The sequence below is a fragment of the Bradyrhizobium sp. 604_D8_N2_3 genome (assembly GCF_051810765.1).
Classification (GTDB): domain Bacteria; phylum Pseudomonadota; class Alphaproteobacteria; order Rhizobiales; family Xanthobacteraceae; genus Bradyrhizobium; species Bradyrhizobium barranii.
Window position 1 is genome coordinate 1,435,922 of the sequence record NZ_JBPWPM010000001.1, and the last position, 22,927, is coordinate 1,458,848.

Genomic DNA, 22,927 nt, shown 5'->3' on the forward strand with positions numbered 1-22,927 from the left:
CAGTGAGCATGCGGCGCAAACACCATTCCGAGCGCGACCAGCTTGAGCTCTTTCGGGCGCTGCCCGGCGACCTCGCGCCCCGCGATGCGCAGGATCTCATGGCTTATCCGTTCTTCTCGCTCGCAAAAACAAAGCGCATTGTGCCAATTGATTTCCGTGCCGGTGCGATCGCCATTCGTGTCGAGGCGGTGCCGGAACACGGCATGGCGACAATATGGGATGCCGACGTTCTGATCTGGGCCGCGTCCCAGGTCGTCGAAGCCCGTGACGCCGGGTTGAAGACGTCGCGCCTGATGGCTGCAACGCCTTACGAGATCCTGACGTTTGTCGGCCGCGGCACCAGCGCGCGCGACTATGACCGGCTGAAGGCGGGTCTCGACAGGTTGCAGTCAACGACCGTGCTGACGTCGATCCGTCAGCCGGCAGAACGGCGGCGGCATCGCTTCTCCTGGATCAACGAATGGAAGGAGACGGCCGATGCAAATGGTCGACCATTTGGGCTCGAGCTGATCCTGCCCGATTGGTTCTATGCGGGCGTTATCGATGACGCGCTCGTGCTGACAATTGATCGCGGCTATTTCGATCTGACGGGCGGGCTTGAGCGGTGGCTCTACCGCCTCGTGCGCAAGCATGGCGGTCACCAGGACGGCGGCTGGAGTTTTGACCTTGTGCACCTCCATGCCAAGTCCGGCATCCTCTCGCCGCTCAAGCATTTTGCCTACGACATACGTCAGATCGTGCAGCGTCAGACATTGCCCGGCTATCGGCTCGTGCTCACACGCGATCCTGATGGCGCCGAGCGGCTGAACTTCGTGCCCACGCTCGTTGATCCCTTAACGGCACGCCTGCGCCGGCGCGGACTCATTCCAAATTCGGAGGACAACCTGTGAATCAGCTCGTGCTATCGAGGACCGCAACCCTCGTGCTATCGGGGACCCGATCCTCGTGCTATCGGGGACCGGAATCGAGCTTAAGTGCTTGTTTTACTGCGCGTTCCGGCCACTCCAACTTTACTAACATACTGACACTAACTTCTTGTTGTGAATCAGTACGTTGTGAACAAGTCGCCCGCGCGTGCAACGAGGATGCCTCATGCATCCACACTCCCACGCGCAAAGCTTCGCTGCAATACGATTGTTATCTCCAATCTGCGCGCGCGAACGCGATCGCGCGCAAATCTTCGCGATCGTTGGCGTCGACATCATTGCCTGGTGCGCGTCACGTCCTTTTGCAGCCACTCGCTCGTCGAGGAGAACTCGCTAACATCCGTGGTTGGCACGATGGCCACCACAAGCCGGAATCTGAGGAAAGGGCGGTCAGGCTAACCAGCGCCGTGCTTGATGGCTTCAAACGTCGTCATGAAGCCGCCGGCAAGAAAAGTTGCGATCTCACCCAAATCCCCGTCTCCTCGGGAGACGCTGCTCCGCCGTGGCGGAAGGAAAAGGCGCGCGTGGAAGCGGCCGGGTCGCGGAGGCCGTTACGCCGCCGCAGCGACCCGGCCGCGCTTGCCGCCGGTGCCAAACCGGAAGGTGGTGCCATCGATCCAGATCTTGTGCAGCAGCACGGCGAGCGCGCGCGCCACCGCCGTCGCCGCGCGCTTCAGACCCTTCTTCCTGGCCAGCCGCAGGCCCCAGAGCCGCAGCTTGAAGTTCTTCGGAATGCGCGTCAGGATCGCGATGGCCGCCTCATACAACATCGCCCGCGTCAGCTCGTCGCCGCATTTGGAGATGCTGCCGATCCGGTCGGTCTGGCCGGATTGATAGCGCCGCGGCGTCAGCCCGAAATGGGCGCCGACATTGGTCGACTTCCTGAATCGCGCCGGATCGTCGACGGTGGCGCGGAATGTCAGCGCCACGAGCGCGCCGACGCCGGGCACGGTCATCATCCGCCGCACCGCGCTGTCGCCGCGCGCTGCCGCCAGCGCCAGGCGGTGCAGTTTTGCCAGCTGCAGCCGCATGGCGTTGCGGGCGTCCAGCAGCGGCCCGACGATCGCTTCCAATTCCTTCTTCCCGGCCAGGAGATCGCGCACCCGCGCCTCAAAACGGCCGACCGAGATCTCGCCGACCTTGAGGCCGAACGGGCGCAACAGGCCGCGGATCATGTTCTCCATGTCCAGCACCTTGCCGAGCAAGGCCTTGCGCCCGACCAGCAGCGCCCGCACCGTCTGTGCGCTCTCCGACTTGACGTGAACCGCGCGGAACCAGCCGGTCCGCATCATCTGGGCAATGCCCTTGGCGTCGTTGCGGTCGGTCTTGTTCAGCATCGCGTTCAGCGCCGCCTTGGCGTGCCGGGTCTCGATGCAGATCACGGGCAGGCCCTTGTCGGAAAGCGCCGTGAACAGCCACGCACTGTACGAGAACGCTTCCAGCCCGACGCGCTTCAGCTGGATACCCCATTCCGCCAGGAACAGTTCGATCGCGTCCGGATCGGTCTCGAGTTTCGCCTCCCGGACCACCTTGCCGTCGCCGTCCACCACGCAAATGTTGGTCGCCTCGAGCGACACATCAAGCCCTGCATAGAAGTCCATCATGCGCCTCCACCACCGCCGACCGCCGGACCGCACCGCGCGTTCCGTTCGCGAATCGCTGTGCAGCATTTTCGCAGCCGCAGGGCCGGCGAGGGGGCACCGGTCAGTACCCCGGCTAACCAGAAATCCTTCGGATTTCTTCTAACGGACCGGACCGAACGCCACATTGGACGCGATTGGCGAGGCCGGGCCGCGAGTCGTGCTTGCCTTCACCAGCCGCATACGTACTTCGCCAAGCGCAAAGCTCACGGCTCTCAGCTCCAGCACCAGGGAGCCGCGGCATGAGTGACCTCACCGAAGTAGAAGTGCTGTGGCTTGAGAAGCGCATCGAAAACCGCATTCGGTTCGGTCGCATCGTCAACGAGCGGAAGCTTGATCGTCACCGGCGTGTTCTGTCATTTGCACCCGGCAGCATCTTTGCCTTCGTCCGTTGGACCTCGAACGATTTCGGCACGATCATTTCGCGCATCGACATCTTGCGCGCGGTCGCAGCGGGACAGCGCTGCTCGACCGTACCGTATGTGACGCCCGGCGGAGAGATTTTGCTGCGGCTCTCCGGCTGGCCGAAGGTCGAACGAGTGCTCCAGATGACCGATGCCATCGAGGCGCTCGGCATCCATCCAGCCGACGTCGCGCCTGATCATTGGCATCACGTGCATAACCGTCTGTCCGTCAACGAAAACCCGCGTCCCTATACGAAGGCGCGCCACCAGGCCTGGCTTCACCGGCAGAGGGTCATGCGATGACACCGCGGCGGCTCAAGACGTTGACCACGATGCTCGGCGGTGCCGTCGCACTTATCGCGCCAATCGTTCTGGAGATTACGCCGGCCTACATCTGGAATGCATCCGAGAGTGTACCGATCGGACTCTACCGCGTGCAGCCTGCGGACAAACTATTGGTTACGGAACTCATCGCCGTACAGCCACCGGAGCCGCTCGCCACCTTCCTCGATCTGAACGGGTACCTGCCAGCCGGATTGCCGATGCTCAAACGCGTGCTGGCGCTTCCCGGGCAGACCGTTTGCCGAAGCGGGCTCACCATTTCGGTTGACTCCATCCAAATGGGCGAAGCCCGGGAGCGTGACGGCCGTGGCCGTCCCCTCCCGAAATGGCAGGGCTGTCGCATGGTCGGTGAGGGCGAATTCTTTGTGATGAACTGGCAGTCCACCAGCTCACTGGATGGCCGTTATTTCGGGCTCTTGCCGGCATCGGCTCTCATTGGGCGCGCGCTGCCGGTGTGGACCTGGGAGGATTGATGGTGCCCGTATTGAGTTTCCGAACAGCAATTCCTCTGTTCGGCCGCATGCTGCACCATTCCTCCGTCCCGACCGACAATTGCGCGGTCGTTGCGCGCAGCGGCGGTCCAGGGCGGCCGAACGGCCGGCGCGAAGCGGCTTTACCCTGGACGGGCGCGAGCACGACGGCAGGCTTGCGCTTGTTCGAAGGGAGCCTGCGCGCTGTCGTACCGTTGTTGATTGCGCTGACCGTGAGTAACGCCACTGCTGTCGCCGAGACGCGACCCGCGGAGCCTTCAGCGAGTCATCGAGCTGGCGATCCGGTTTCGGAGTTTGTCGAGCAGGCCTCGCGCCGCTTCGGCGTGCCGGCGCGCTGGATCCGCGCAGTCCTGGACGTCGAAAGCGCGGGAGACAGGCGTGCCAGGTCACCGAAGGGTGCCATGGGGCTGATGCAAATCATGCCGGCGACTTGGGCGGAACTTCGCGAGCGCTACAATCTCGGGAACGATCCCTACGACCCGCGCGAAAACATTCTGGCCGGCACGGCCTACTTGCGCGAACTGCTCGATCGGTATGGCTCGCCTGGCGTGTTTGCCGCGTACAACGCGGGACCATCTCGCTATGAAGAGCATCTCGCTGGCGGCTCTTTGCCAGACGAGACGCGAGCATACGTCACAAAGCTTGCAAATCTGCTTGCCATCCAACTGCCGCCGAGGTGGACGCCCAGCGGACAGTCATCAGCAACTGAGACGCTATTCGTCGCGCGATCCGATCTCATGAAAACGCGAGATCGGTTGCTGGCGCTCATCCCGTCGAGCGGTGTCACGACCGCAATCTCGGCGCCCGATGTTTCACCCATGGTCCCCAGGCCTATTGGCGTGTTCGTCCCTCGATCGGATTCGGGAGCATCGCAATGACCAAGTGTGTGGGTTCGCAAGCTGATGGGGTACGGGCGATGCCTTCGGCCCGCGCTCTACTCGTCGCTTCGCTCCTCACCGAGCCACCCTTCGGGTGTCTCGGCCCTTCGGGTAACGATCGCTATCGCAAGCGCCCGGAAGCAGTCGGGCTTCGCAAGTTGGCTGCCAAGTCGCGGCGGCTCTTTCGCAATGAATCGGGCACCAGCCGACGTGTTCGGGGAGGCGCTATTGAAGGTCTGTCGCAATGACCCGAACTGCATCTTGTCGCAGATCGAGAGTACCGAGAGTCTGTTGGCTTGGAGGTCGGCCCCTGGGAAGCAGCGACCGGGAGACGACGACGGCAGGACGGCAGGATAAAAGCCGCAAGGTGCGGCCGGTCGGTTGTGCGAGAAAGTGTATCGATTTCAATGATCGAGTAAACATTACGCGGACTCGGAGCAAGGTTCAGCTTTCGCCAACGCGCTGTTCTTACACGGCTTTCGGTACCTTGCGGCAGCCGGAATGACGCGTGACGATGATCTTCGGATCCGTCCCGGCCGTATCCGTTCCACGCGCGCGCCTCGGACAAAGCCCTTTCTGGCGCAGGCACTCACTGCGGCTCAGAAGGCCGGCGGCCTCTCGCGAGGCAAGCATGGCCATGGCCGTAAGTTTGGACGCGGCCGCGCCGCGAGCATCGCTGCGGCACGGCTCCTCAACGCCCGCGGCCGCGGCGCTATGGTCAAGGCCCGGGTGGTGCGGCGGATGCGTTCGCCGGGCGCGTTGCGCGCTCATATCGGTTACCTGCAGCGCGATGGAGTCACGCGCGACGGCGCTCCGGGCAAACTATTCGACGCTGCGGGAGACGATGCGGATGGTCGCGCCTTCGTCACGCGTTGCGAGGGTGACCGCCATCATTTCAGGTTCATCGTCTCGCCTGATGATGCTGGTGAACTTGCCTGCCTGCGTAGCTTCACTCGGGAGCTGATGGACCAGGCCTCGCGCGACCTTGGCACACGGCTTGACTGGGTCGCGGTCGACCATTGGAATACCGAGCATCCGCACATTCACATCCTCGTGCGGGGCCGTACGGATGACGGTGCCGACCTCGTCATCAGTCGCGATTATATCGCTATGGGCTTACGCGCCCGCGCCAGTGACCTTGTCACGCGCGAACTTGGCCCTCGCTCGGAGCTCGAGATCCGCCAGAGCCTTGAGGCGGACATGACTGCCGAACGCTGGACCAGGCTCGACCGGGCGCTGTCCCGGGAAGCGGGGACGGCGGACGGCGTCATCGATTTGAGGTTAGAGCGGGATGCCGGGCGCGATCCACTGCGGGAAATTCGGATCGGGCGGATGCGGACGCTCGAGCGGCTCGGCTTGGCGGAACCTGCCGGGCCCGCGGTCTGGGTCCTGGCCGCCGATGCAGAGGCGCGGTTGCGCGCGCTTGGCGAGCGCGGTGACATCATCAGGCGGCTGCACAAAAGTCTCACGCGGGACGGCGCCAGCCGCGCACCTGCATGCTGGGCACTCGAAGGCGAAAGTCATGGCGAACCGATCGTTGGCCGTCTCATCGCGCGCGGGCTTGATGACGAGCTCAAGGGCACAGCGTTTGCCATTGTCGATGGGATTGACGGGCGCGTGCATCACGTGAAGCTTCCTGACCTCGAGGCGGCCGGTGATGGGCCGATCGGTGGGATTGTGGAACTGCGCCGGTTTGCGGACGCCCGTGGTCGGACACGGATTGCGTTCGCGGTTCGCTCGGAACTCGTTCTGGATCAGCAGGTCGCGGCGGAGGGAGCCACGTGGCTGGACCGGCAGCTCGTCGCGCGAGCTCCTGCCGAGCTCTCCCGCAATGCGTTTGGCGCCGAGGTTCGTGCGGCACTCGAACAGCGCATCGATGTGTTGGCCGGCCAAGGGCTCGCCCAGCGCCATGGCAACAAGGTCCGGCTAAGCCGCAATCTGATCGACGCCCTCCGGGATCGCGAACTCGACGTCGTCACACGACGCCTCATGGAGGAAACGGGCCTTCCGCACTTGCCATCTGACGCAGGTGAGCAGATTTCGGGGGTTTGTCGTCGGCGCCTGTCATTGGCCTCGGGGCGCTTCGCGATGATCGACAACGGCCTCGGCTTTCAGCTTGTGCCCTGGTCGCCTTCGCTCGAGCGGGAATTGGGCAAACAGGTCAGCGGCATCGCCGGTCCAGGCAGCGTCGACTGGGACTTCGGGCGCAAGCGCGGCCTATCGCTCTGACCTGAGGTCCTGGCGCTGCACTGCGCCCAATTGCAGGGCGGGCGAGACTTGGTTGCCCCCGCGTGGACAGGTCAAGACGGAAAAATGGGAGAGGAGCGACAGTGAGCAGCGAATGGCAAATGGAGGATCCACCGTTCTGGACGTATCTCTTTATCGCCTCTGGGTTCCCTCGACCTTGGTGGCGCTCGATGGTCGGCTGGACGCAGCCGTGTGGAAAAATGCGCCGTTGAGCTTGCTGAGGCTCGTCAGCCTCTCACGGCAAAATCGGCTAGCAGGACCCTTCGAATCGAGATGGCCACCCCGTGCGCGGAAACGGCAAGGGACCTTCGATCTTGAAGTGATCGGAAGGTGTCTGGCTGTGGCTTGAGCGGTGATACCTCCGTGCGTGCTGGTCTCGGATGCCGATGCTCAGATGTTCTGCAAAAGACCCCGCCGCTTCGCTCACCGCTTTTCCGTCCGCCAGAGTCCAGTTTGCTGGACCCCGTTCCGTTGTGCGGGTGTCATCGAGCGGGCGAATAGCGATTTTATCTGCTCGACTGTGGAGGCATTCGCGCGAGGTTATCCGCGTATGCAGGCCGGCGAGCAATCGGACAACTCCGGGCCGGCAATCCAGCTTGAGGAGTGGATAGGCGAACTGCAGCCGATTCGCGCAATGATGATTTGGCAAACGCTAGTCGCCTGTCCCAATCTCCAGAGAGACCGCAACAGCTGATGTGCAACTTCCAAGCATCTAGCGGGCCAAAACAATAGGGCGCCAATAGGCGACCGGCTGGAGGAGGGACTCGCTCGATACCGATCTGCGGGAGTATCTCGATGACCGTCGGCCCGGCAGTGTCGTTCCGTCGGGAATAAGCGCTCCTGCCGGGACGCTCCCCGCATGAGCCTTATACTCCAACTCCGCGAACCCCGCCTCCTGCCGATTTAATCCGCGAACGTCCGCCTCATCAACAAGGAGTTGTGGCACGCCGCACGCTCCCTGGATCGTGCGCGCTTGACGGAGGGCTTAGGGGAAGACGCGAGCTAGCCTTCGCAGGATTCTATAACCCGGAGCGTCGCTTCGCGAAGGCCGGCCGGTTCGCCTCGAGCGGCAGCACGGTACGAGTTGATTCTGTCATCATCCAAGCGCCGATCACGCGAAGCTGGTTGGACGGTTCCTTGAGGCAGCCTGTTCTAGGGGGAGCGAACTTTTTCGGCCCAAACGCCGCTTCCCGATCTGACCCGCCGATCCCTTCGCTAGGGCGCGCGCGACTACGAGAAACGTAAGCCCCTGATTGTGGCCAACAGGTCGATGGTGTCGATATCTGCAAGCCATGTCAGCGACAAAAATCATCTGGCATCAGGTGATCCTGGTTTGCCTGATCGCGTTCACCTTCGTGTGGGCAGCGACCGAATGGACCGCGTATCAGCTTGCGTTCCAGCCGCAGCTTGGACCGGCCTGGTTCAGGCTAGGGGCCTGGCCCATCTACGAGCCGTTTGCCTTCTTCATCTGGTGGTTCGAATTCGACGCTTACGCGCCCGCGATATTCCTCCAGGGGGGCGCCATTGCCGGGAGCGGTGGGATCGCGGCAGTCGCCGCAGCAATGGTGCTTTCGGTCTTGCGCGCGCATGAGGCTCGCGATGTCACGACTTACGGATCAGCGCGTTGGGCCGATACGCGCGAGGTCAAACGGGCGGGGCTGCTAGGCGCCGATGGCCTCGTACTCGGGCGTTTCGACGGTCGATATCTTCGCCATGATGGCCCTGAGCACGTGCTCTGCTTTGCGCCTACCCGTTCGGGCAAGGGGGTCGGCCTGGTCGTTCCAACTCTTTTGACTTGGCCGCGCTCGGTGATCGTCCACGATATCAAGGGCGAGAATTTCCAGTTGACCTCGGGATGGCGCGCCCGCCTTGGAGATGTACTCTTGTTCGACCCGACAAACGCGGCAAGTGCGGCCTACAATCCCCTTCTTGAGATTCGCCGTGGTGATTGCGAAGTACGAGACGCCCAAAACGTGGCGGATATCCTGGTCGATCCCGAAGGGGCACTCGAGCGCCGCAATCATTGGGAAAAAACCAGCCATTCTCTGCTCGTCGGCGCGATCCTGCATGTCCTTTATGCTGAAGCTGACAAGACACTTGCCGGGGTCGCCAGATTCCTTTCGGACCCGTGCCGCCCGATCGAGACCACGCTGAATGCGATGCTTGCGACTCTTCATCTTGGTGATCGCGTTCATCCTGTCGTCGCTTCCGCTGCGCGAGAGCTGCTCAACAAGAGCGAGAACGAGCGGTCGGGCGTGCTGTCGACCACAATGAGCTTCCTGGGCCTTTATCGCGATCCGGTCGTCGCTAAGGTCACCGCGCGGAGCGATTGGCGGATTCGCGATCTCGTCGACAGACCGCAGCCCGTTTCGCTCTATCTTGTCGTGCCGCCATCCGACATCGTCCGCACAAAGCCCCTGATGCGGCTCATCCTTAATCAAATCGGGCGGCGCCTGACCGAGAGCCTGGATCCCGACCGGCACCGCCAAAAACTCCTCCTGATGCTCGACGAGTTTGCAGCCCTTGGCCGGCTCGACTTCTTCGAGAGCCAGCTTGCCTTCATGGCGGGCTATGGCATTCGCAGTTTCCTGATCACTCAGAGCTTGAATCAATTAGAACGCGCCTATGGACCGAACCACGCGATCCTCGACAATTGCCACATCCGGATCGCCTTCTCCACGAATGACGAGCGCACCGCTAAGCGCGTCTCGGACGCGCTGGGGACCGCGACCGAACTGCGCGCCATGAAAAACTATGCCGGGCATCGCTTAAGCCCCTGGCTTGGACACTTGATGGTGAGCCGCCAAGAGACGTCCCGTCCGCTCCTGACGCCCGGCGAAGTCATGCAGCTCTCATCGAAGGAGGCGATTGTGATGGTGTCGGGCCTCCATCCCCTGCGGGCCACTAAGGTTCGCTACTATGAGGACCCGCAATTTCAGAAGCGAATCTTCAAGCCCGCCAGAACAGGAACGATTCTCTTGTCCACGCGCCCGGATGAGGACTGGTCAGGGCACCCAACCGCTGCGCCCTCGATCGAACTGCTTGCGCCCCGGCAACGAAAACGTAGCGATCCGAATGGGGGGCTGCGGCGCGAGCCAGAATTGCCGCAGCACGAGGAGATCGAAATCGAGGCACCGCTTCCGGAACATGAGTTCGATGCTGGTCCCGATGAGCCGGACGCAGATGCGGTCCAGGCACAAGCCCTAAGCCGCGCAATGCGGGGAGTAGCGCGCGCGACCAGCCTCGACCCTGACGATGGCATGGACCTGTGAGCGGGCCAAATCGGTGAAAAAGATTCAGCTCAGTGTCTACCTTGATCCGCAGACATTCAGAACCCTTGATGTCTTCGCAGAGCGTCGTGGCCAGCCCAAGTCGCTGGTCGCAGAGGCTGCGATCGCGTCATTTCTTTCGCCTGACGATTCCGACCGACGCGAGGCGATCATTGCCAAGCGGCTGGATCGGATCGCACGGCTGCTCGAGCGTCTCGAACGCAATGACAGCATCACGCTCGAGACGCTCGCCCTGTTCATCCGCTTCTGGTTGACATCGGTGCCAGCATTGCCAGAACAATCCAGTCCAGCCGCTCGCGCCAAAGGCGCCGAACGTTATGATCGATTCGTTGAAGCGCTCGGCCGAAGGCTTTCCAGCGGATCAAGCGTTCTGAAAGAGGTGAGCTCCGATTTGAACGCCGGAATTCCAGAGTAAGTCGATCGACGGTCGGAGCGGGCGGATCATGCTGTTTGAGAACAGGCTGCGATTGCGCGCGAGGACCACAAGGGAACTTCCGAAGGTACCTCTCGCCGAGTGCATTCGGCCGCAAACAACAATAGGGCCAAATCGAATCGTGCGAGCGCGTTTGATCAGGACCGAGGACGGATATCTGAGGGGACAGACTGCATGGCGAGTTAAGAAAAGGCCGGCCTCCATCCGAGCTGCCGCTCAAATGGAGTGAGACTGCTTGCTTGAATAAGCGCAAGTCTCTCCAGCCAAGGTCTTCCCAGTAGTGCCCCTACCAGTTTTTGCGGATTGCACGGCAGGTCCTCTGTGTTAGCAATCCACATTGTCGGGCCTGACTTCGCGAGCACCGTGTCGAAAAATGCGTAAACGTGCACTGCCCCAAACTTCAGCGAACTGGTGCGACGTTATCCGTTTACGTCGGATTGCAATCAGCCAGCGCATGAGACCGCCTGCAATATGTTTCGGCAATTCCAAAGGAGCGGAACTAAATCGTCCCCTTTCGATGAAAGGGACAACTAGCCCAAGAAAAGCACACTGGCCTGGAGCTGTTCAATGAGGTCCAATTCCCCCGGGTGGCGACGATGGCCAAGCATCCTCACACCAAGACCAATCTGATCAGCTCTCTCGCCTCGCCGCCAGACGGCGTTACGCAGGCAGTGTTGCGCAAGGCCACGGGATGGAAGCTTGTCCCGATGCCCCTGATCGCCAAGCGGTGCAAGATGCAGCTGATTACCAAACGTGAGAAGGGCAAAGTCACTCGCAAGAATGGCAAGATCGCCAGCAAGAGCGGCCACTTCACCACGTACTACATGATGGCGCATCGTTCGACTACGGCAGTAGCCGACGCGACTACCCACACAGCGGGCAGAAAGCCTTATCCCTCAATGCACAAGCCGAGCGATGCGTAAAACGCGTCATGAGCCAAAGTCCTGCAGGGCGTTGCGCAGCTATCCGGACAGCGAGGCTTGGCTGTTGCCGCTTTTCGCGCCGGCTATCCCGCTTCCATGGAATGCGCGAAACTATCATAGCCCATTTCGACGCCAATGCCGAACTCGGCTCGACAACGCAGCAGAGCTTTGACGTCTTGACCGCCAACTTCCGCGGATCCTATTTCAACGTTCAGAAGGCATTACGTCTGATGCACAACAGCAGCGCGATCGTTTTCACGTCTTCTTTGTTCGATCAGGCCGGAATCGCGGCCACATCGACCGTATCGGCATCGAGGGCTGTACGGCGCAACTTTACGCGAAGGCTTGGCGCCGAGCTGATCCGCCGGAGCGTCCGGGTAAACACCGAGAGCTCGGGCGTCATCGAAGGCCCGCTGTTTAGGAGGCTCGGCATTTCCGAGGTCAGCGTTCAAGCAAACCGAAAGGCCCTGCTGGAGCAGATATCCGCGAAACACTTCGGAAAGCCGCGGAAGATCGCGACGGGTGACTTTTCTCGTTTCCGACGGCGCATCTTACATCACCGGCATCGACGTGGCTGTCGATGGCGGACGCAGCACGCAGCCCTGAGTCCAACAAGCCCTGCCGGTGTGCTCGAACCAGCCCCGTGAGAGTCATCCGTCGTCCTCTACACCAGTGCCAATGCCACGCCTCCGATCCCGACAATGAGCAGGAGAAGACAATGACAAACATCGTCAAGGCAGCCGCCGTACAGATCAGCCCCGTGTTGTACAGCCGAGAGGGGACGGTCGAGAAGATCACCAAAAAGATTCGCGAATTAAGCAAGAAGGGGGTGCGTTTCGCCACGTTTCCTGAGACCATCATTCGATACTACCCGTATTTCTCGTTCGTCCAGCCGCCCTTCGCGCTTGCCAAGGAGCATCAGAGGCTGCTTGAGCAATCCCTTACGGTTCCCTCTGCGGAGACGCACGCGATCGCCGAAGCCGCGAGGACGCCCAAATGGTCGTTTCGGTCGGCGCCAACGAGCGGGACGGAGGATCGATCTATAACACTCAGCTCCTATTCGATGCGGACGGCACGCTGATCCAGCGTCGCCGCAAGATCACCCCCACCTATCATGAGCGGATGGTCTGAGGCCAAGGCGACGGTGACGGCCTTCGCGCCGTAGACAGCGCCGTTGGCCGGATCGGCCAGCTTGCGTGCTGGGAGCATTATCTCCCGCTGGCCAGATACGCCTTGATTGCCGATGGCGAGCAGATCCACTCGGCGATGTACCCCGGTTCGATCTTCGGCCCCCTCTTCTCCCAGCAAACGGAAGTGAGCACCCGGCAGCATGCCCTTGAGTCGGCCTGCTTCGTCGTCAGCGCAACCGCATGGCTCAACGCCGACCAACAAGCCCAAATTGCCAACGACACGGGCGGTGCTATCGGTCCGATTTCGGGCGGTTGCTTCACCGCTATCGTTGCCCCCCGACGGTCAATTGATCGGCGAGCCCATGAAGGAAGGTGAAGGAGAGGTGATTGCCGAGCTCGACTTCATCGAAATCGACGGGCGCAAGAGAGTGATTGATGCAAGCGGTCACTACAGTCGCCCTGAACTGATCAGCCTCTTGATCGACCGGACACCTTCTTCGCACGTCCACGAACGGATTGTTCCTCCCAGGGGCGTGGCTCCAAACGGCCTTCACCGTGAGAACCGTGCTGGCGACGCCGCTTAGGCCTCAATGGTCTTCCCCCGCCGGGGCCGGGACAGGGCGTATCCCGGCTTCGACCTGAGCCCGGATAGGGGTAACCGTCCGAGAGCCGGATAGGCAAAGAGAAAGAACTAGTTTGCAGCGGGGCCGTGCGGACACTCGCATGATCCAGACCGGTTCTCCATTGGAGAAACGCCCTGCTGCGGAGCCTCGCCGACCGCCAGGCTACAGCGCATCTCGTCACTGCAGCGGCAAGTCCGCTCAGGTGTCCGGACTGTTACGCTGGCGGCGCATTGTCCATCCTTGCGGCGCCTCGTCTCGAGATCTGGATGTTGCCTCGGATGAGGATCCGCTCATATCGGAAGTCCACATCGTCGGCTCGAGACGGCTCGTCCTGGCAGGTCTCACCGAGCGGCGCCCCACCGGCGTGAGATCAGGTCCGGGCGATCCTCGCCGGGCAAGCTGGTGGCTGAAAGTGAAGCGCGCACTGTAGGTATGTGATCTCCATGCAAGAGCGCGCAACACGAGCGCCCATTTCGGGTTAGGATTCCATGGAGGACGATAAAACAGAATGCCGGCGAGAAGGTACCCCCGCTTGCGCGCTCGATCAACGATGCGGACCCGGCCGCGCGGCTTGAGCACTGGGCCAAAGAATACGCAAAGCCCTGTCGCAGAGCCGGCCTCCAGACGCCATCAAGATTCATTACTGCCGCCGCACGGTGCTCCGGGAGGTGCGCGCCCGCCCTCAGTAAACAACCGCAGTTTCAGGGCTCAGTATCCAGGCCTATGCTGGCCGGATGGAGCAATCAGTACTTTTCAGGTGCCCGCGCACCGGCATAAACGTGCAGCACCTGCTGACAGGACTGGAGCAGATCGGTCTCGACACTCATCTGCCGGTCGTTTGTCCGGCATGCTCGTCGGTCCATTTGGTGAATGCCTCCACCGGCAAGCTGCTCGGCGACCGCAGTGCTTCCGAAGTGCGGTGACTGCGGCCAACCCGTGACATCCGGCATGCTCACTCCGGTTTGGGTGCGCATCCTTTCCCGGTGTAGGTCGTGTATCGTCCTTGGAAAATCCAGCGCCTTGGAGCCCCATGCGAGGGCTGATGCTTGCTGCCGCTGCAGACGTCGCAGTCGACCTCGCTGCCGGCGCTCTTCGTCAAGCCTCGCCAGCATCGGAGACGGAGCTCACGGCTGGCACGGTGCGGGGAAGCGGCAGCGTGCGTTGAAGGTTGCGGCTGGCCGGCGACGGCTTGCCGAGCTTGGCATCGTATCTCTCGGCCAGAACCAGAAGCCGCTTTCGCGTGAACGGGTCGGCCTTATCGGCCAGATCGCGGGCTCGCTGTGCAAAGCCCTTGTAGAACTCGACATCCATGATGTGCCCCCACGCAACGCTACCAGGGCTGCACTTAAGTACATCGACGGCTCCGACGTCAAGGCGGGCGACGAGCCTGTAGCAGCCGATCTAACGCAAGTAAGTTCGCCGTCGGCAGCGGCAATTCATGGCAGTCCTCCGTCGGATCCGGAAGCGATGCCCGGAGTGCGGGGGGATCGATGAATCTCCTGGCTGGCGGGGACACAACGAGCGCTACGTTTGCAGCCACACCGAGGGGGAATTTAGCCGCCCGCAAATGGGGCCGACAGTCCCCCTAAGCCTCCCGACAAGTGAGTGGTCGCACCGGGGCCAGCAGATACGTTTCGATGATCCTGAGGGGGCTCGACGCGCGGCGCGCGAACGGTTGTGCATACCGGAAATCGACAAGGCAGGTGTATTCCGTCGCGCGCGCGTGAGCTGGTGCGGTTGGTATGAGGCGCATTAGGCGGAAAGGGATGATGCCGGCGCATCTGCGGCGGTCGTTCGCGACGTCGCGGCGCGAGCGCGCTGTCTAGATCGCGCTGGACCTCCTTTTCGGATCAGTAGCTTTTTCGATTCTGAGGGACAAGAGGCTACGAGACGTCTGGCGCTGGTCTTTAGGAGTCCGCCGTTTCCTTCTTTCGGTACGCCAGACTGCGCGCAGAATGTCCCTGCGGTTGAAGCGGCATGCGGTCTCGGCCCTTTTGTCGTGCGTCATCGCAGGGCGATTCATCCGTTCGACCGAACATCCAGACCACGCGCGTGCAAGCGCGCGGGCGGTGTGCAGTCGCAGAGAGAAGGAAGCTGGAGTATGCAGATTAGCGGTGAGCGCCGGAAAGAACCGAGCTCAAGTCGGAATGAAGCTGAGGTGGACGCGCAGCCGAGCCCGAGCGAAGCTCAGCGGACCAGAAAGATAACGATTCAAGTTTCGGAGAGCATTTTCCAGCGACTTGAAGCCGCGACTGACCGCCCAGGGATGGGCAAGAGCGTCGTCGTAGAGGCGGCTCTTGAGCGCTTCCTGGATCCGGCGCCGACTATAGAGGGTCTTGTATACGAGGCGATCGAGCGAACGAATGAGCAGGTGCTTAGTCTGCGTACGGACATCGCGATGATCGCGGAAATAGTGGCTCTCCATGCACGATACCACCTCACGCTGACGCCGCCGATGCCGCCATCCAAGCAGGACGAGGCGTGCGTACTCGGCCTTGAGCGCTTCAAGGTCTTTGCCGAGCAGGTCGATCATCGCGTACGGTTTGGTCGGCCCTTGCTGCAGGAGACGATCGCTCGCCTTGGAAATTCCAGCCGATCCGGGTCTGAAATTGGCGGCGGGGCGTCACGCGCCGCTGCGCGAGCGCCAATTGAAGAAGAACGCCACTGTGTGGCCGCCGTAGGTGAAAAATCGGAAGCGTGTGCTGTCGCCGAGGAGGGCGGCAGCAATATCAACTTTCGACAGCTGCCAAACGCCTTTTGCTAAGGCCAATAGCCGCGCTTTGAGAAGCACGCGCAGCGATGCCACTGGGCAGATATCACGCGAAAAGCCGGTCATCCGGCCTTGGAGCTGGCGGATCATCTCTTGCGTGTTCCTTCCCTTTGCCGCGGGATATTATCTTTCCTATCTGTTTCGGATGATCAATACGCTCATTTGTGGCCGCCTCGCCTCTGAATTCGAGCTTGATACGGCGGATTTGGGGCTGTTGGCCTCGATCTACTTTCTGGTCGTTACCGGCAGCCAGATTCCGCTGGGCATGCTCTTGGATCGCTTTGGTCCGCGCCGGGTCCAAAGTGCGCTCTTGCTGATGGCCGCCGCAGGCGCTGCGCTTTTCGGATTGTCGACCGGATTCCTGTCGCTTTTGCTTGGTCGCACGATGATAGCGTTTGGCACCGCAGCTTCCCTCATGTCTGGCCTGAAAACGGTCGTCCTCTGGTTTCCGAGAGAGCGCGTGGCGCTCCTGAACGGCTTTATGATCATGCTGGGTGCACTGGGCGCGGTAACGGCAACCGCACCAGCCGAGGCATTGCTTAGCTGGATAGGTTGGCGCGGCCTGTTTGAGGTGCTTGCCGCATCCAGTGCCACCGCAGCCGCTGCGATCTATTTTTTAGTTCCAGAGCAAGAGGCAACTGCGAAGAGCCCTCCAGGGACAGTCAGTCTGAAAACCGTCTATACGGATGGGCGATTCTGGAGAATTACGCCGATTTCTTCAACATGTATCGGGTCCGCGTGGGCCTTGCAGTCCTTGTGGGCAGCCTCTTGGCTGAGCGATGTGGAAGGGTTGGATCGAACGAGCCTTGTCACACAATTGCTCGTCATGGCGATAGCCCTAAGCATTGGCGCATTGCTGCTCGGCGTGGTCGCCGATTCGCTGCGTCGGCACGGCAAGAACATTGAAACGTTGCTCGCGATCATAGCTTCTGTGTTCATTGCAGCCGAACTCGCGCTGATCGTGCATCCACCTTTCCTGTCGCTACCGTCATGGATCATTGTGGCGGTGGTCGGATCAGCAATCGCCCTCAGCTACGCGATCATCGGAGATTACTTTCCGGCCGAATTGATCGCCCGCGCAAACGGCGTGCTCAACGTTCTGCATTTCGGGTGGGCTTTCCTCGTCCAGTACGTGACGGGGTTAATTCTCGAGCAATGGCCGGCCAAGGACGGACACTACCCCTCAATCGCGTATCAGACGGCGTTCAGCATCAATGTTGTGCTGCAGCTGGCCGCCCTGGTCTGGTTCATCGCTCCTTGGCTCAAAGAGTTGAATTGGAAATCTGAGGTCGCCCTCAAGCGCAAATCGACGGGCCAAAACAGGTCAGTTCACGTCATGATCCCGAGTGCCGAAATGGTCATCCTGGAAACCGATCAGGATGTGGAGTGGTGAACTCGGCCTTGCGCTGCCTGACTTCCCGCCTCGTCGGTCTACAGGCGTCAAGAACGCCGGCCGACTGATTGCCTGAGAAGCTCCAAACAGCTGGTCGGATATGCGACATGCGTCGCAAGGTCGACAGGAATGATACGAAAAATGCGCGATATCAACGAGCGTTGGTTGGCATGCGACTTGCAATTTTTCTCCGCAGAGCCAGGTAAAGCGGATTTGAGCAATGACCAGCCTGACTGAGAGCGCAAGTCAAGTCGGTGCGGCGAACGTGCTGAGCGTCGGTTCGCCAGCCCCGTCGATCAAAGTGGAGCACTGGCTACGCGGCCAGCCCGTTAGAGAGTTCGAACCTGGGAAAGTATACATCCTCGAATTTTGGGCGACGTGGTGCGGGCCATGTATCGCCTCGATGCCGAATTTGGTGATCCTGCAAGGCAAATACAGGAGCAACGGAGTTGAGGTGGTGGGCATCGCGGCTCGCGAACAAGCTTCGACAGCGGATGAAGCGCGAGCCAGCCTGGACGCCTGGTTGACGAAGAGCTTGCCAAATCTGAACTTCGCGATCGCATTCGACTACGCCGGCGAAATGAACAAGCTTTGGATGGATTCCAGCCTTTCTGTCGGGATTCCCACGTCATTCGTCGTCGACCGTGACGGCCGCATCGCCTTTATTGGCCATCCGACGCAGCTCGATAATGCCTTGCCCAAAGTTCTGAACGGATCCTGGGCAATGAGCCATGAAGCCAAAGCGCTGGATGCGGAAAGGATAAACACGGGTCGACGCATAAAGCGTGAACTATCGCAGAAGCGAGCGATCTTTGGCAAACTTGAGCCCGCCATGAAGAGAAAGGATTGGCCGACGGCCCTTTTAGCTATCGAGGAGGCCCTCGCTGCGATGCCGGACGAGGTCACCTTCCGTGGGCTTCATGTGGAATTGTTGCTTCACAGGATACGCGATATGCGGGCTGGCCTGCCGGTGTTGCGCCAACTAATTCGCGATGCGATCGAGAAGAAATCCGTGGTTTGGATGAGCGTGGCGATCCGCCAACTGTTCGACCCCGCGAAAGACTACTCCGATTTTCCACACGCCGAGCGCTTTGCCATGGGCAAGGACCTTTCCGAACACATCCTGGCGGCGAATCCACCGCAAGGCGGCGAGGGCGCGAAGTTCCTGTCGTACGGAGCTGTTGCTCAGTACTATTACGAGACAGGTAAGAGGGATCGCGCGATCGAATTGGTCGAGGCGGCGCTGAAGTGGCTGGATGCAGCGCCTGCCCCGGATCGAGCGAAACGGGACGTCGTGCAGCGCTCTCTGCAGGCCTTGGCGAGCTACAGGAGTGAGAAGCTCTCTTACGAGGAGTGCTGTTCAGCCGCGCAAAACACGGCTCGCGAAAAGCCGGAACCGAGATCGCCAAGGGAGGCATCGTGAGCAATGCTGCTTGGCATGTCTTTTCGGCCTCGTGGTTTTGCGATCGAAATCGATGCCTGTTGGGAATGTCGGGGCATTCACATGAAGTGAGGACGGGAGGAGCGAGCCGGTGAACGCAGGCGAGGCCGCACCACCACGAGTTCTTTATGGCGAACGCTTTCTCAAGGTTCGTCGCGCTCCGGCGAGAGTGCCTGCCGAAGTGAAGAGCGGTCGCCGGCTGCTAAGGTTGGCGTCCTAGAAGATGCTGGATGGCATCTTCGAACAACAAAGAAGATAGAAATGGGTGGTGACGCTGATGCTTTCAAGCTCTCAAGGAAGCTTTCTCAAGATTCTATCGCTGCCGTCAGAAGCGATTCAGAACTTCGTTTCGCGTCGACCAACAGCCGATTCGGGAGGGGCGCCAATCCGCGGCAATGGACGGGGCCATCTGGAGCGGTCAGATTCCCCGGCGCCCCGCACTGAAGAAACACTGAGCGACGCTGTACCTTCGGTGCCGCCCTTCTTTGGTACCACGGCGCCGGGTCGAGCGTGATGTACATTCACCGCCAGCGCCGCTCTGTCAAAGCCGCCGCCCTGTTCCAGCCATCTGGCCCCTGGTACAAAGTTCTTTACATCCAGGTACTCATCGCGATCCTGATGGGCATTCTCGTTGGCTGGTTGTGGCCTGCTGTGGGGACGAGCAGCTGGGTCAAAGCGCTTGGTGACGGATTCATCAAGCTGATCAAAATGGTGATCGCGCCGATCATCTTCTGCACCGTTGTGTCCGGAATTGCGCATGTTCAGGATGCACGAAAGGTCGGCCGAGTGGGCGTGAAGGCGCTGCTTTACTTCGAGATCGTATCAACCTTCGCGCTTGTCCTGGGTCTGGTGATGGGCAATCTCGTTCAGGCCGGCCATGGGCTCGCTCCCAGGACTGATGCAGCGGCGGTAGCCAACTACGTCAAAAGGGCGGAAGGGCAGAAGGCGGTCGATTTCTTCCTCAATATCATTCCTGATAGCGTGGTTGGCGCCCTGGCGCGAGGCGACGTGCTACAGGTGCTGCTGTTTGCTATCCTATTCGGGTTCTCGCTGATGGCGCTCGGCGAGCGGGGTGAGCGGATGCGCGGTCTGGTAGACGATGCTGCGCACGCGGTGTTTGGTGTGATTAGGATCGTAATGAAGGCAGCGCCGATTGGGGCATTCGGCGCCATGGCCTACACCATCGGCGAATTCGGACCCTCCGCGCTCGGTAAACTCATCGGATTGGTTGCGCTGTTCTATGTGACAGCCGGGCTCTTCGTGATCATTGTGCTTGGCCTCATCGCGCGGCTGGTCGGCTTTTCCATCCTAAAGTTCATCGTCTACATCAAGGATGAGCTGCTGATCGTGCTCGGAACGTCGTCGTCCGAAAGCGCGCTGCCGCAGTTGATGGAAAAGCTCGAACGGCTGGGCTGTTCCAAGCCGGTCGTTGGCCTAGTGGTGCCGACAGGATACTCTTTCAATTTGGATGGGACCAACATTTACATGACGTTGGCGACCTTGTTCATCGCGCAGGCGCTCGGGGTCGATCTCAACTTCGGCCAGCAGCTTACGATACTGGTTGTGGCTATGCTCACCTCGAAGGGCGCAAGCGGTGTTACCGGTGCCGGCTTCGTCACCCTGGCCGCAACGTTGACGGTGGTCAGTCCTGAGCTTGTCCCCGGCATTGCGATCGTATTCTCGATCGACAAGTTCATGAGCGAGGTGCGCGCGCTTACGAACATCATCGGGAACGGCATTGCCGCGGTATTTGTGTCCTGGTGGGAAGGCGAACTTGACCATGTCTCGCTACACGCGGAGCTTAAGTAGATGTGCGGTCTCAGCTCGGCCCTGCAACCGCTAATACCGTCGCCAACGGGCCATCAAATTCGTAGTTCAATCCTGTTCAGGAGCGCCAGCTGAAGGCGTTGAGATTTCCAGAACTTGTTGCAATTGCGGACTAGAAAACACCCTTTGCACTCCTGCATTTTGCGTTGGCAATTGTCGTGCAGCATTGGACCGGCCTGATTGGGAAGAAATGGTCCTGCAGGGGGCACGAAACTCGGTGGTCTACCGGACTAGCCTTGGGCATTGGTGTTTGCGCCAGCCCGCCGGCTGGTGTGGTTCATTATCCCTGGTTTGAGCTGCCTTAAAAAACGGGATCTCAATCGCGCGCAAGCCAGGGAGCGACGGCAGTTCAGGAAAGGAGGCCAAGGACCATGAGCCAACATCGCTAACGCGAGAGACGTAAAAATTGCGAAGCCGGGTCATGGGGCATTGCTGATTTCTCGGCTCCGCCGTCGACTGGTCGTGGCGACAAGCTAGCTCTTTTCAAATGTTTCTTCTTCTACGCTAGGCTACGAACGGCATTTTCCCTTTGTTGCGGTCATACAGGTCTCTGCCTTTTATTTGCCTCCAGATGAGGGCGCCGAAGCGGCCTCAGCAGCTTGGGGCAAATCGTGGCGATCCATTCTTTTGATTCAGAAGCGAACTTGCGCGGAGCGCGTATGCTGCGTACCGCGCTGGGGCCTGCGATCGCAGGATACTTGGAAGATCCGGCAATCGTTGAGGTGATGCTCAATCCCGATGGCCGATTGTGGATCGACCGACTGTCGAGCGGCCTTGCGGATACTGGCGAGAATATATCCCCCTCTGACGGAGAGCGAATTATCCGCGTGGTGGCTCACTACGTGGGTGCCGAGGTTCATCCGGGGAGCCCAAGGATTTCTGCCGAGCTGCCCGAGACGGGGGAGCGGTTCGAGGGACTGCTGCCGCCGGTCGTTGCCGCGCCAACATTCGCGATCAGAAAGCCGGCGGTTGCCGTGTTCAGCCTCGAGGACTACGTCGCAGTCGGCATCATGACGCCGGACCAGGCAAGTGCATTGAGGGATGCAGTTCAGGCGCGCAAGAACATTCTGGTCGCCGGCGGCACCTCGACCGGAAAGACGACACTGACCAATGCCCTTCTCGCGGAGGTCGCTAAAACGACTGATCGGGTCGTTCTCATCGAAGATACGCGTGAACTTCAGTGCTTGGCGCCGAACCTGGTGGCGCTCCGCACGAAGGACGGCTTGATCTCGCTCTCCGACCTGGTCCGCTCGTCGCTCCGTCTGCGCCCCGATCGTATTCCCATTGGTGAGGTGCGCGGAGCCGAAGCGCTCGACTTGCTCAAGGCTTGGGGCACAGGACATCCGGGCGGAATCGGCACGATCCATGCCGGAACGACGCTCGGGGCGCTACGCCGGCTCGAGCAACTGGTCCAGGAAGCTGTCGTCACAGTCCCGCGGCCGCTTATCGCCGAAACAATCAACCTGATCGCGGTGCTCAGCGGCCGCGGCACTGAGCGCCGCTTGAGCGAGCTCGCCCGCGTCACCGGCTTAGGAACATCAGGTGATTACAGCCTATCTGCAATTGGAGACCGGTCATGACGCTGCCTTCATCTCTCCGCCGCGCCAGCATTCCCGCCACGGCCATTATTACCCTCTGGCTGAGCAATGTCCCGGCTTGGGCCGCTGGCTCAAACATGCCGTGGGAGCAGCCGCTTAATCAAATTTTGCAATCGGTCGAGGGTCCCGTCGCCAAGATTATCGCCGTCATCATTATCATCGTGACCGGGCTATCGCTCGCATTTGGCGATACGTCTGGTGGCTTTCGTCGCCTGGTTCAGATCGTGTTCGGTCTGTCCATTGCCTTTGCGGCATCAAGCTTCTTTCTGTCTTTCTTCTCCTTCGGCGGCGGCGTGGTGATCTGATGGAGGAGCCTATCGCAGGCTTTATCGCGCCCGTACATCGTGCGCTTACCGAGCCGATCCTGATGGGCGGTGCGCCGCGCGCCGTGGCGATCGCCAACGGCACGTTAGCGGCTGCACTCGGTCTTGGGCTGCGCCTGTGGGTTGCCGGCCTTCTTTTCTGGTTCGTCGGCCACATGGCCGCCGTCTGGGCCGCAAAACGCGATCCCGATTTCGTGGAAGTCGTGCGCCGGCACGTCCGCATTCCAAGCCACCTCAGCTCCTAGAGT

At 60.8% G+C, this 22,927-nt stretch carries 20 protein-coding genes and 1 pseudogene; 16 read left to right on the forward strand and 5 right to left on the reverse strand.

The annotated features are described in order from the left end of the window. Positions 1–8: 8 nt before the first annotated feature. Positions 9–890, forward strand: a complete 882-nt coding sequence (locus tag AB7245_RS06740; protein WP_439034013.1) for a replication initiator protein A — start codon at positions 9–11, stop codon at positions 888–890. 587 nt (positions 891–1,477) lie between these two features. Here AB7245_RS06740 and AB7245_RS06745 read toward each other — a convergent pair. Beyond that, the gene (locus tag AB7245_RS06745; RefSeq protein ID WP_439034014.1) at positions 1,478–2,527 is read right to left on the reverse strand and encodes an IS110 family transposase; all 1,050 of its coding nucleotides are present in this window, start codon (positions 2,525–2,527) and stop codon (positions 1,478–1,480) included. A gap of 281 nt (positions 2,528–2,808) precedes the next feature. Between AB7245_RS06745 and AB7245_RS06750 the strand changes: the two genes are divergently transcribed. From AB7245_RS06750 to AB7245_RS06790, 9 genes and pseudogenes are all read left to right on the forward strand, one after another. Beyond that, a complete protein-coding gene (locus AB7245_RS06750; protein WP_439034015.1) occupies positions 2,809–3,273 on the forward strand; it encodes a DUF2840 domain-containing protein in 465 nt (154 codons plus the stop codon). Beyond that, entirely contained in the window at positions 3,270–3,785 is a 516-nt protein-coding gene (locus AB7245_RS06755) for a S26 family signal peptidase (protein WP_439034016.1), read from the forward strand. Before AB7245_RS06750 ends, AB7245_RS06755 begins: the two co-directional genes overlap by 4 nt. Then, positions 3,785–4,681, forward strand: coding sequence for a lytic transglycosylase domain-containing protein (locus AB7245_RS06760; protein ID WP_439034017.1), 897 nt, complete (start codon positions 3,785–3,787; stop codon positions 4,679–4,681). Before AB7245_RS06755 ends, AB7245_RS06760 begins: the two co-directional genes overlap by 1 nt. Positions 4,682–5,182: 501 nt before the next feature. Continuing rightward, entirely contained in the window at positions 5,183–6,910 is a 1,728-nt protein-coding gene (locus AB7245_RS06765; RefSeq protein ID WP_439034018.1) for a relaxase/mobilization nuclease domain-containing protein, read from the forward strand. A gap of 1,310 nt (positions 6,911–8,220) precedes the next feature. Next, entirely contained in the window at positions 8,221–10,200 is a 1,980-nt protein-coding gene (locus AB7245_RS06770) for a conjugal transfer protein TraG (protein ID WP_439034019.1), read from the forward strand. 13 nt (positions 10,201–10,213) lie between these two features. After that, positions 10,214–10,633 (forward strand): CopG family transcriptional regulator, encoded by a 420-nt coding sequence (locus tag AB7245_RS06775; RefSeq protein ID WP_439034020.1) that lies wholly within the window; start codon positions 10,214–10,216, stop codon positions 10,631–10,633. Between the two features lie 614 nt (positions 10,634–11,247). Then, on the forward strand, positions 11,248–11,574 hold the full coding sequence (locus AB7245_RS06780) for a hypothetical protein (RefSeq protein ID WP_439034021.1): 327 nt from the start codon (positions 11,248–11,250) through the stop codon (positions 11,572–11,574). A gap of 101 nt (positions 11,575–11,675) precedes the next feature. Further along, entirely contained in the window at positions 11,676–12,221 is a 546-nt protein-coding gene (locus AB7245_RS06785) for an SDR family oxidoreductase (protein WP_439034022.1), read from the forward strand. Positions 12,222–12,292: 71 nt separating this feature from the next. After that, a pseudogene (locus AB7245_RS06790) lies at positions 12,293–13,288 on the forward strand (carbon-nitrogen hydrolase family protein). 782 nt (positions 13,289–14,070) lie between these two features. Here the strand turns inward: AB7245_RS06790 and AB7245_RS06795 are convergent. The 4 genes from AB7245_RS06795 to AB7245_RS06810 all read right to left on the reverse strand — a co-directional run bounded on the left by AB7245_RS06795 (position 14,071) and on the right by AB7245_RS06810 (position 16,187). Next, positions 14,071–14,277, reverse strand: a complete 207-nt coding sequence (locus AB7245_RS06795) for a hypothetical protein (protein WP_369726319.1) — start codon at positions 14,275–14,277, stop codon at positions 14,071–14,073. Positions 14,278–14,422: 145 nt separating this feature from the next. Further along, positions 14,423–14,638, reverse strand: coding sequence for a hypothetical protein (locus tag AB7245_RS06800; protein ID WP_439034023.1), 216 nt, complete (start codon positions 14,636–14,638; stop codon positions 14,423–14,425). Between the two features lie 826 nt (positions 14,639–15,464). Continuing rightward, positions 15,465–15,860, reverse strand: a complete 396-nt coding sequence (locus AB7245_RS06805; RefSeq protein WP_439034024.1) for a hypothetical protein — start codon at positions 15,858–15,860, stop codon at positions 15,465–15,467. Positions 15,861–15,950: 90 nt separating this feature from the next. Further along, positions 15,951–16,187 carry a hypothetical protein gene (locus tag AB7245_RS06810; RefSeq protein WP_231144062.1) on the reverse strand — a complete coding sequence of 79 codons (237 nt, stop codon included), beginning with the start codon at positions 16,185–16,187 and terminating at the stop codon, positions 15,951–15,953. Between the two features lie 7 nt (positions 16,188–16,194). On the opposite strand from AB7245_RS06810, the gene AB7245_RS06815 reads away from it, so the two are divergent. From AB7245_RS06815 to AB7245_RS06840, 6 genes are all read left to right on the forward strand, one after another. Next, complete coding sequence (locus AB7245_RS06815; protein WP_439034025.1) at positions 16,195–17,490, forward strand: MFS transporter; 1,296 nt, start codon at positions 16,195–16,197, stop codon at positions 17,488–17,490. A gap of 220 nt (positions 17,491–17,710) precedes the next feature. Beyond that, positions 17,711–18,913, forward strand: coding sequence for a TlpA disulfide reductase family protein (locus AB7245_RS06820; RefSeq protein WP_439034026.1), 1,203 nt, complete (start codon positions 17,711–17,713; stop codon positions 18,911–18,913). 531 nt (positions 18,914–19,444) lie between these two features. Next, complete coding sequence (dctA, locus tag AB7245_RS06825) at positions 19,445–20,740, forward strand: C4-dicarboxylate transporter DctA (RefSeq protein WP_439034027.1); 1,296 nt, start codon at positions 19,445–19,447, stop codon at positions 20,738–20,740. Positions 20,741–21,417: 677 nt separating this feature from the next. Next, complete coding sequence (gene trbB / locus AB7245_RS06830) at positions 21,418–22,338, forward strand: P-type conjugative transfer ATPase TrbB (protein ID WP_439034028.1); 921 nt, start codon at positions 21,418–21,420, stop codon at positions 22,336–22,338. Beyond that, positions 22,335–22,661, forward strand: a complete 327-nt coding sequence (locus tag AB7245_RS06835) for a TrbC/VirB2 family protein (RefSeq protein ID WP_439034029.1) — start codon at positions 22,335–22,337, stop codon at positions 22,659–22,661. Before trbB ends, AB7245_RS06835 begins: the two co-directional genes overlap by 4 nt. After that, positions 22,661–22,924 (forward strand): VirB3 family type IV secretion system protein, encoded by a 264-nt coding sequence (locus AB7245_RS06840; RefSeq protein WP_439034030.1) that lies wholly within the window; start codon positions 22,661–22,663, stop codon positions 22,922–22,924. The genes AB7245_RS06835 and AB7245_RS06840 overlap by 1 nt, the downstream gene beginning before the upstream one ends. The last annotated feature ends 3 nt before the right edge of the window (positions 22,925–22,927 follow it).

Coding starts and splice junctions, on each gene's coding strand:
- AB7245_RS06740 (WP_439034013.1), top strand. CDS start 9: ATGCGGCGCAAACACCATTCCGAGCGCGACCAGCTTGAGCTCTTTCGG.
- AB7245_RS06745 (WP_439034014.1), bottom strand. CDS start 2,527: ATGGACTTCTATGCAGGGCTTGATGTGTCGCTCGAGGCGACCAACATT.
- AB7245_RS06750 (WP_439034015.1), top strand. CDS start 2,809: ATGAGTGACCTCACCGAAGTAGAAGTGCTGTGGCTTGAGAAGCGCATC.
- AB7245_RS06755 (WP_439034016.1), top strand. CDS start 3,270: ATGACACCGCGGCGGCTCAAGACGTTGACCACGATGCTCGGCGGTGCC.
- AB7245_RS06760 (WP_439034017.1), top strand. CDS start 3,785: ATGGTGCCCGTATTGAGTTTCCGAACAGCAATTCCTCTGTTCGGCCGC.
- AB7245_RS06765 (WP_439034018.1), top strand. CDS start 5,183: ATGACGCGTGACGATGATCTTCGGATCCGTCCCGGCCGTATCCGTTCC.
- AB7245_RS06770 (WP_439034019.1), top strand. CDS start 8,221: ATGTCAGCGACAAAAATCATCTGGCATCAGGTGATCCTGGTTTGCCTG.
- AB7245_RS06780 (WP_439034021.1), top strand. CDS start 11,248: ATGGCCAAGCATCCTCACACCAAGACCAATCTGATCAGCTCTCTCGCC.
- AB7245_RS06785 (WP_439034022.1), top strand. CDS start 11,676: ATGCGCGAAACTATCATAGCCCATTTCGACGCCAATGCCGAACTCGGC.
- AB7245_RS06795 (WP_369726319.1), bottom strand. CDS start 14,277: ATGCCGGATGTCACGGGTTGGCCGCAGTCACCGCACTTCGGAAGCACT.
- AB7245_RS06800 (WP_439034023.1), bottom strand. CDS start 14,638: ATGGATGTCGAGTTCTACAAGGGCTTTGCACAGCGAGCCCGCGATCTG.
- AB7245_RS06805 (WP_439034024.1), bottom strand. CDS start 15,860: ATGATCGACCTGCTCGGCAAAGACCTTGAAGCGCTCAAGGCCGAGTAC.
- AB7245_RS06810 (WP_231144062.1), bottom strand. CDS start 16,187: ATGATCCGCCAGCTCCAAGGCCGGATGACCGGCTTTTCGCGTGATATC.
- AB7245_RS06820 (WP_439034026.1), top strand. CDS start 17,711: ATGACCAGCCTGACTGAGAGCGCAAGTCAAGTCGGTGCGGCGAACGTG.
- dctA (WP_439034027.1), top strand. CDS start 19,445: ATGTACATTCACCGCCAGCGCCGCTCTGTCAAAGCCGCCGCCCTGTTC.
- trbB (WP_439034028.1), top strand. CDS start 21,418: ATGCTGCGTACCGCGCTGGGGCCTGCGATCGCAGGATACTTGGAAGAT.
- AB7245_RS06835 (WP_439034029.1), top strand. CDS start 22,335: ATGACGCTGCCTTCATCTCTCCGCCGCGCCAGCATTCCCGCCACGGCC.
- AB7245_RS06840 (WP_439034030.1), top strand. CDS start 22,661: ATGGAGGAGCCTATCGCAGGCTTTATCGCGCCCGTACATCGTGCGCTT.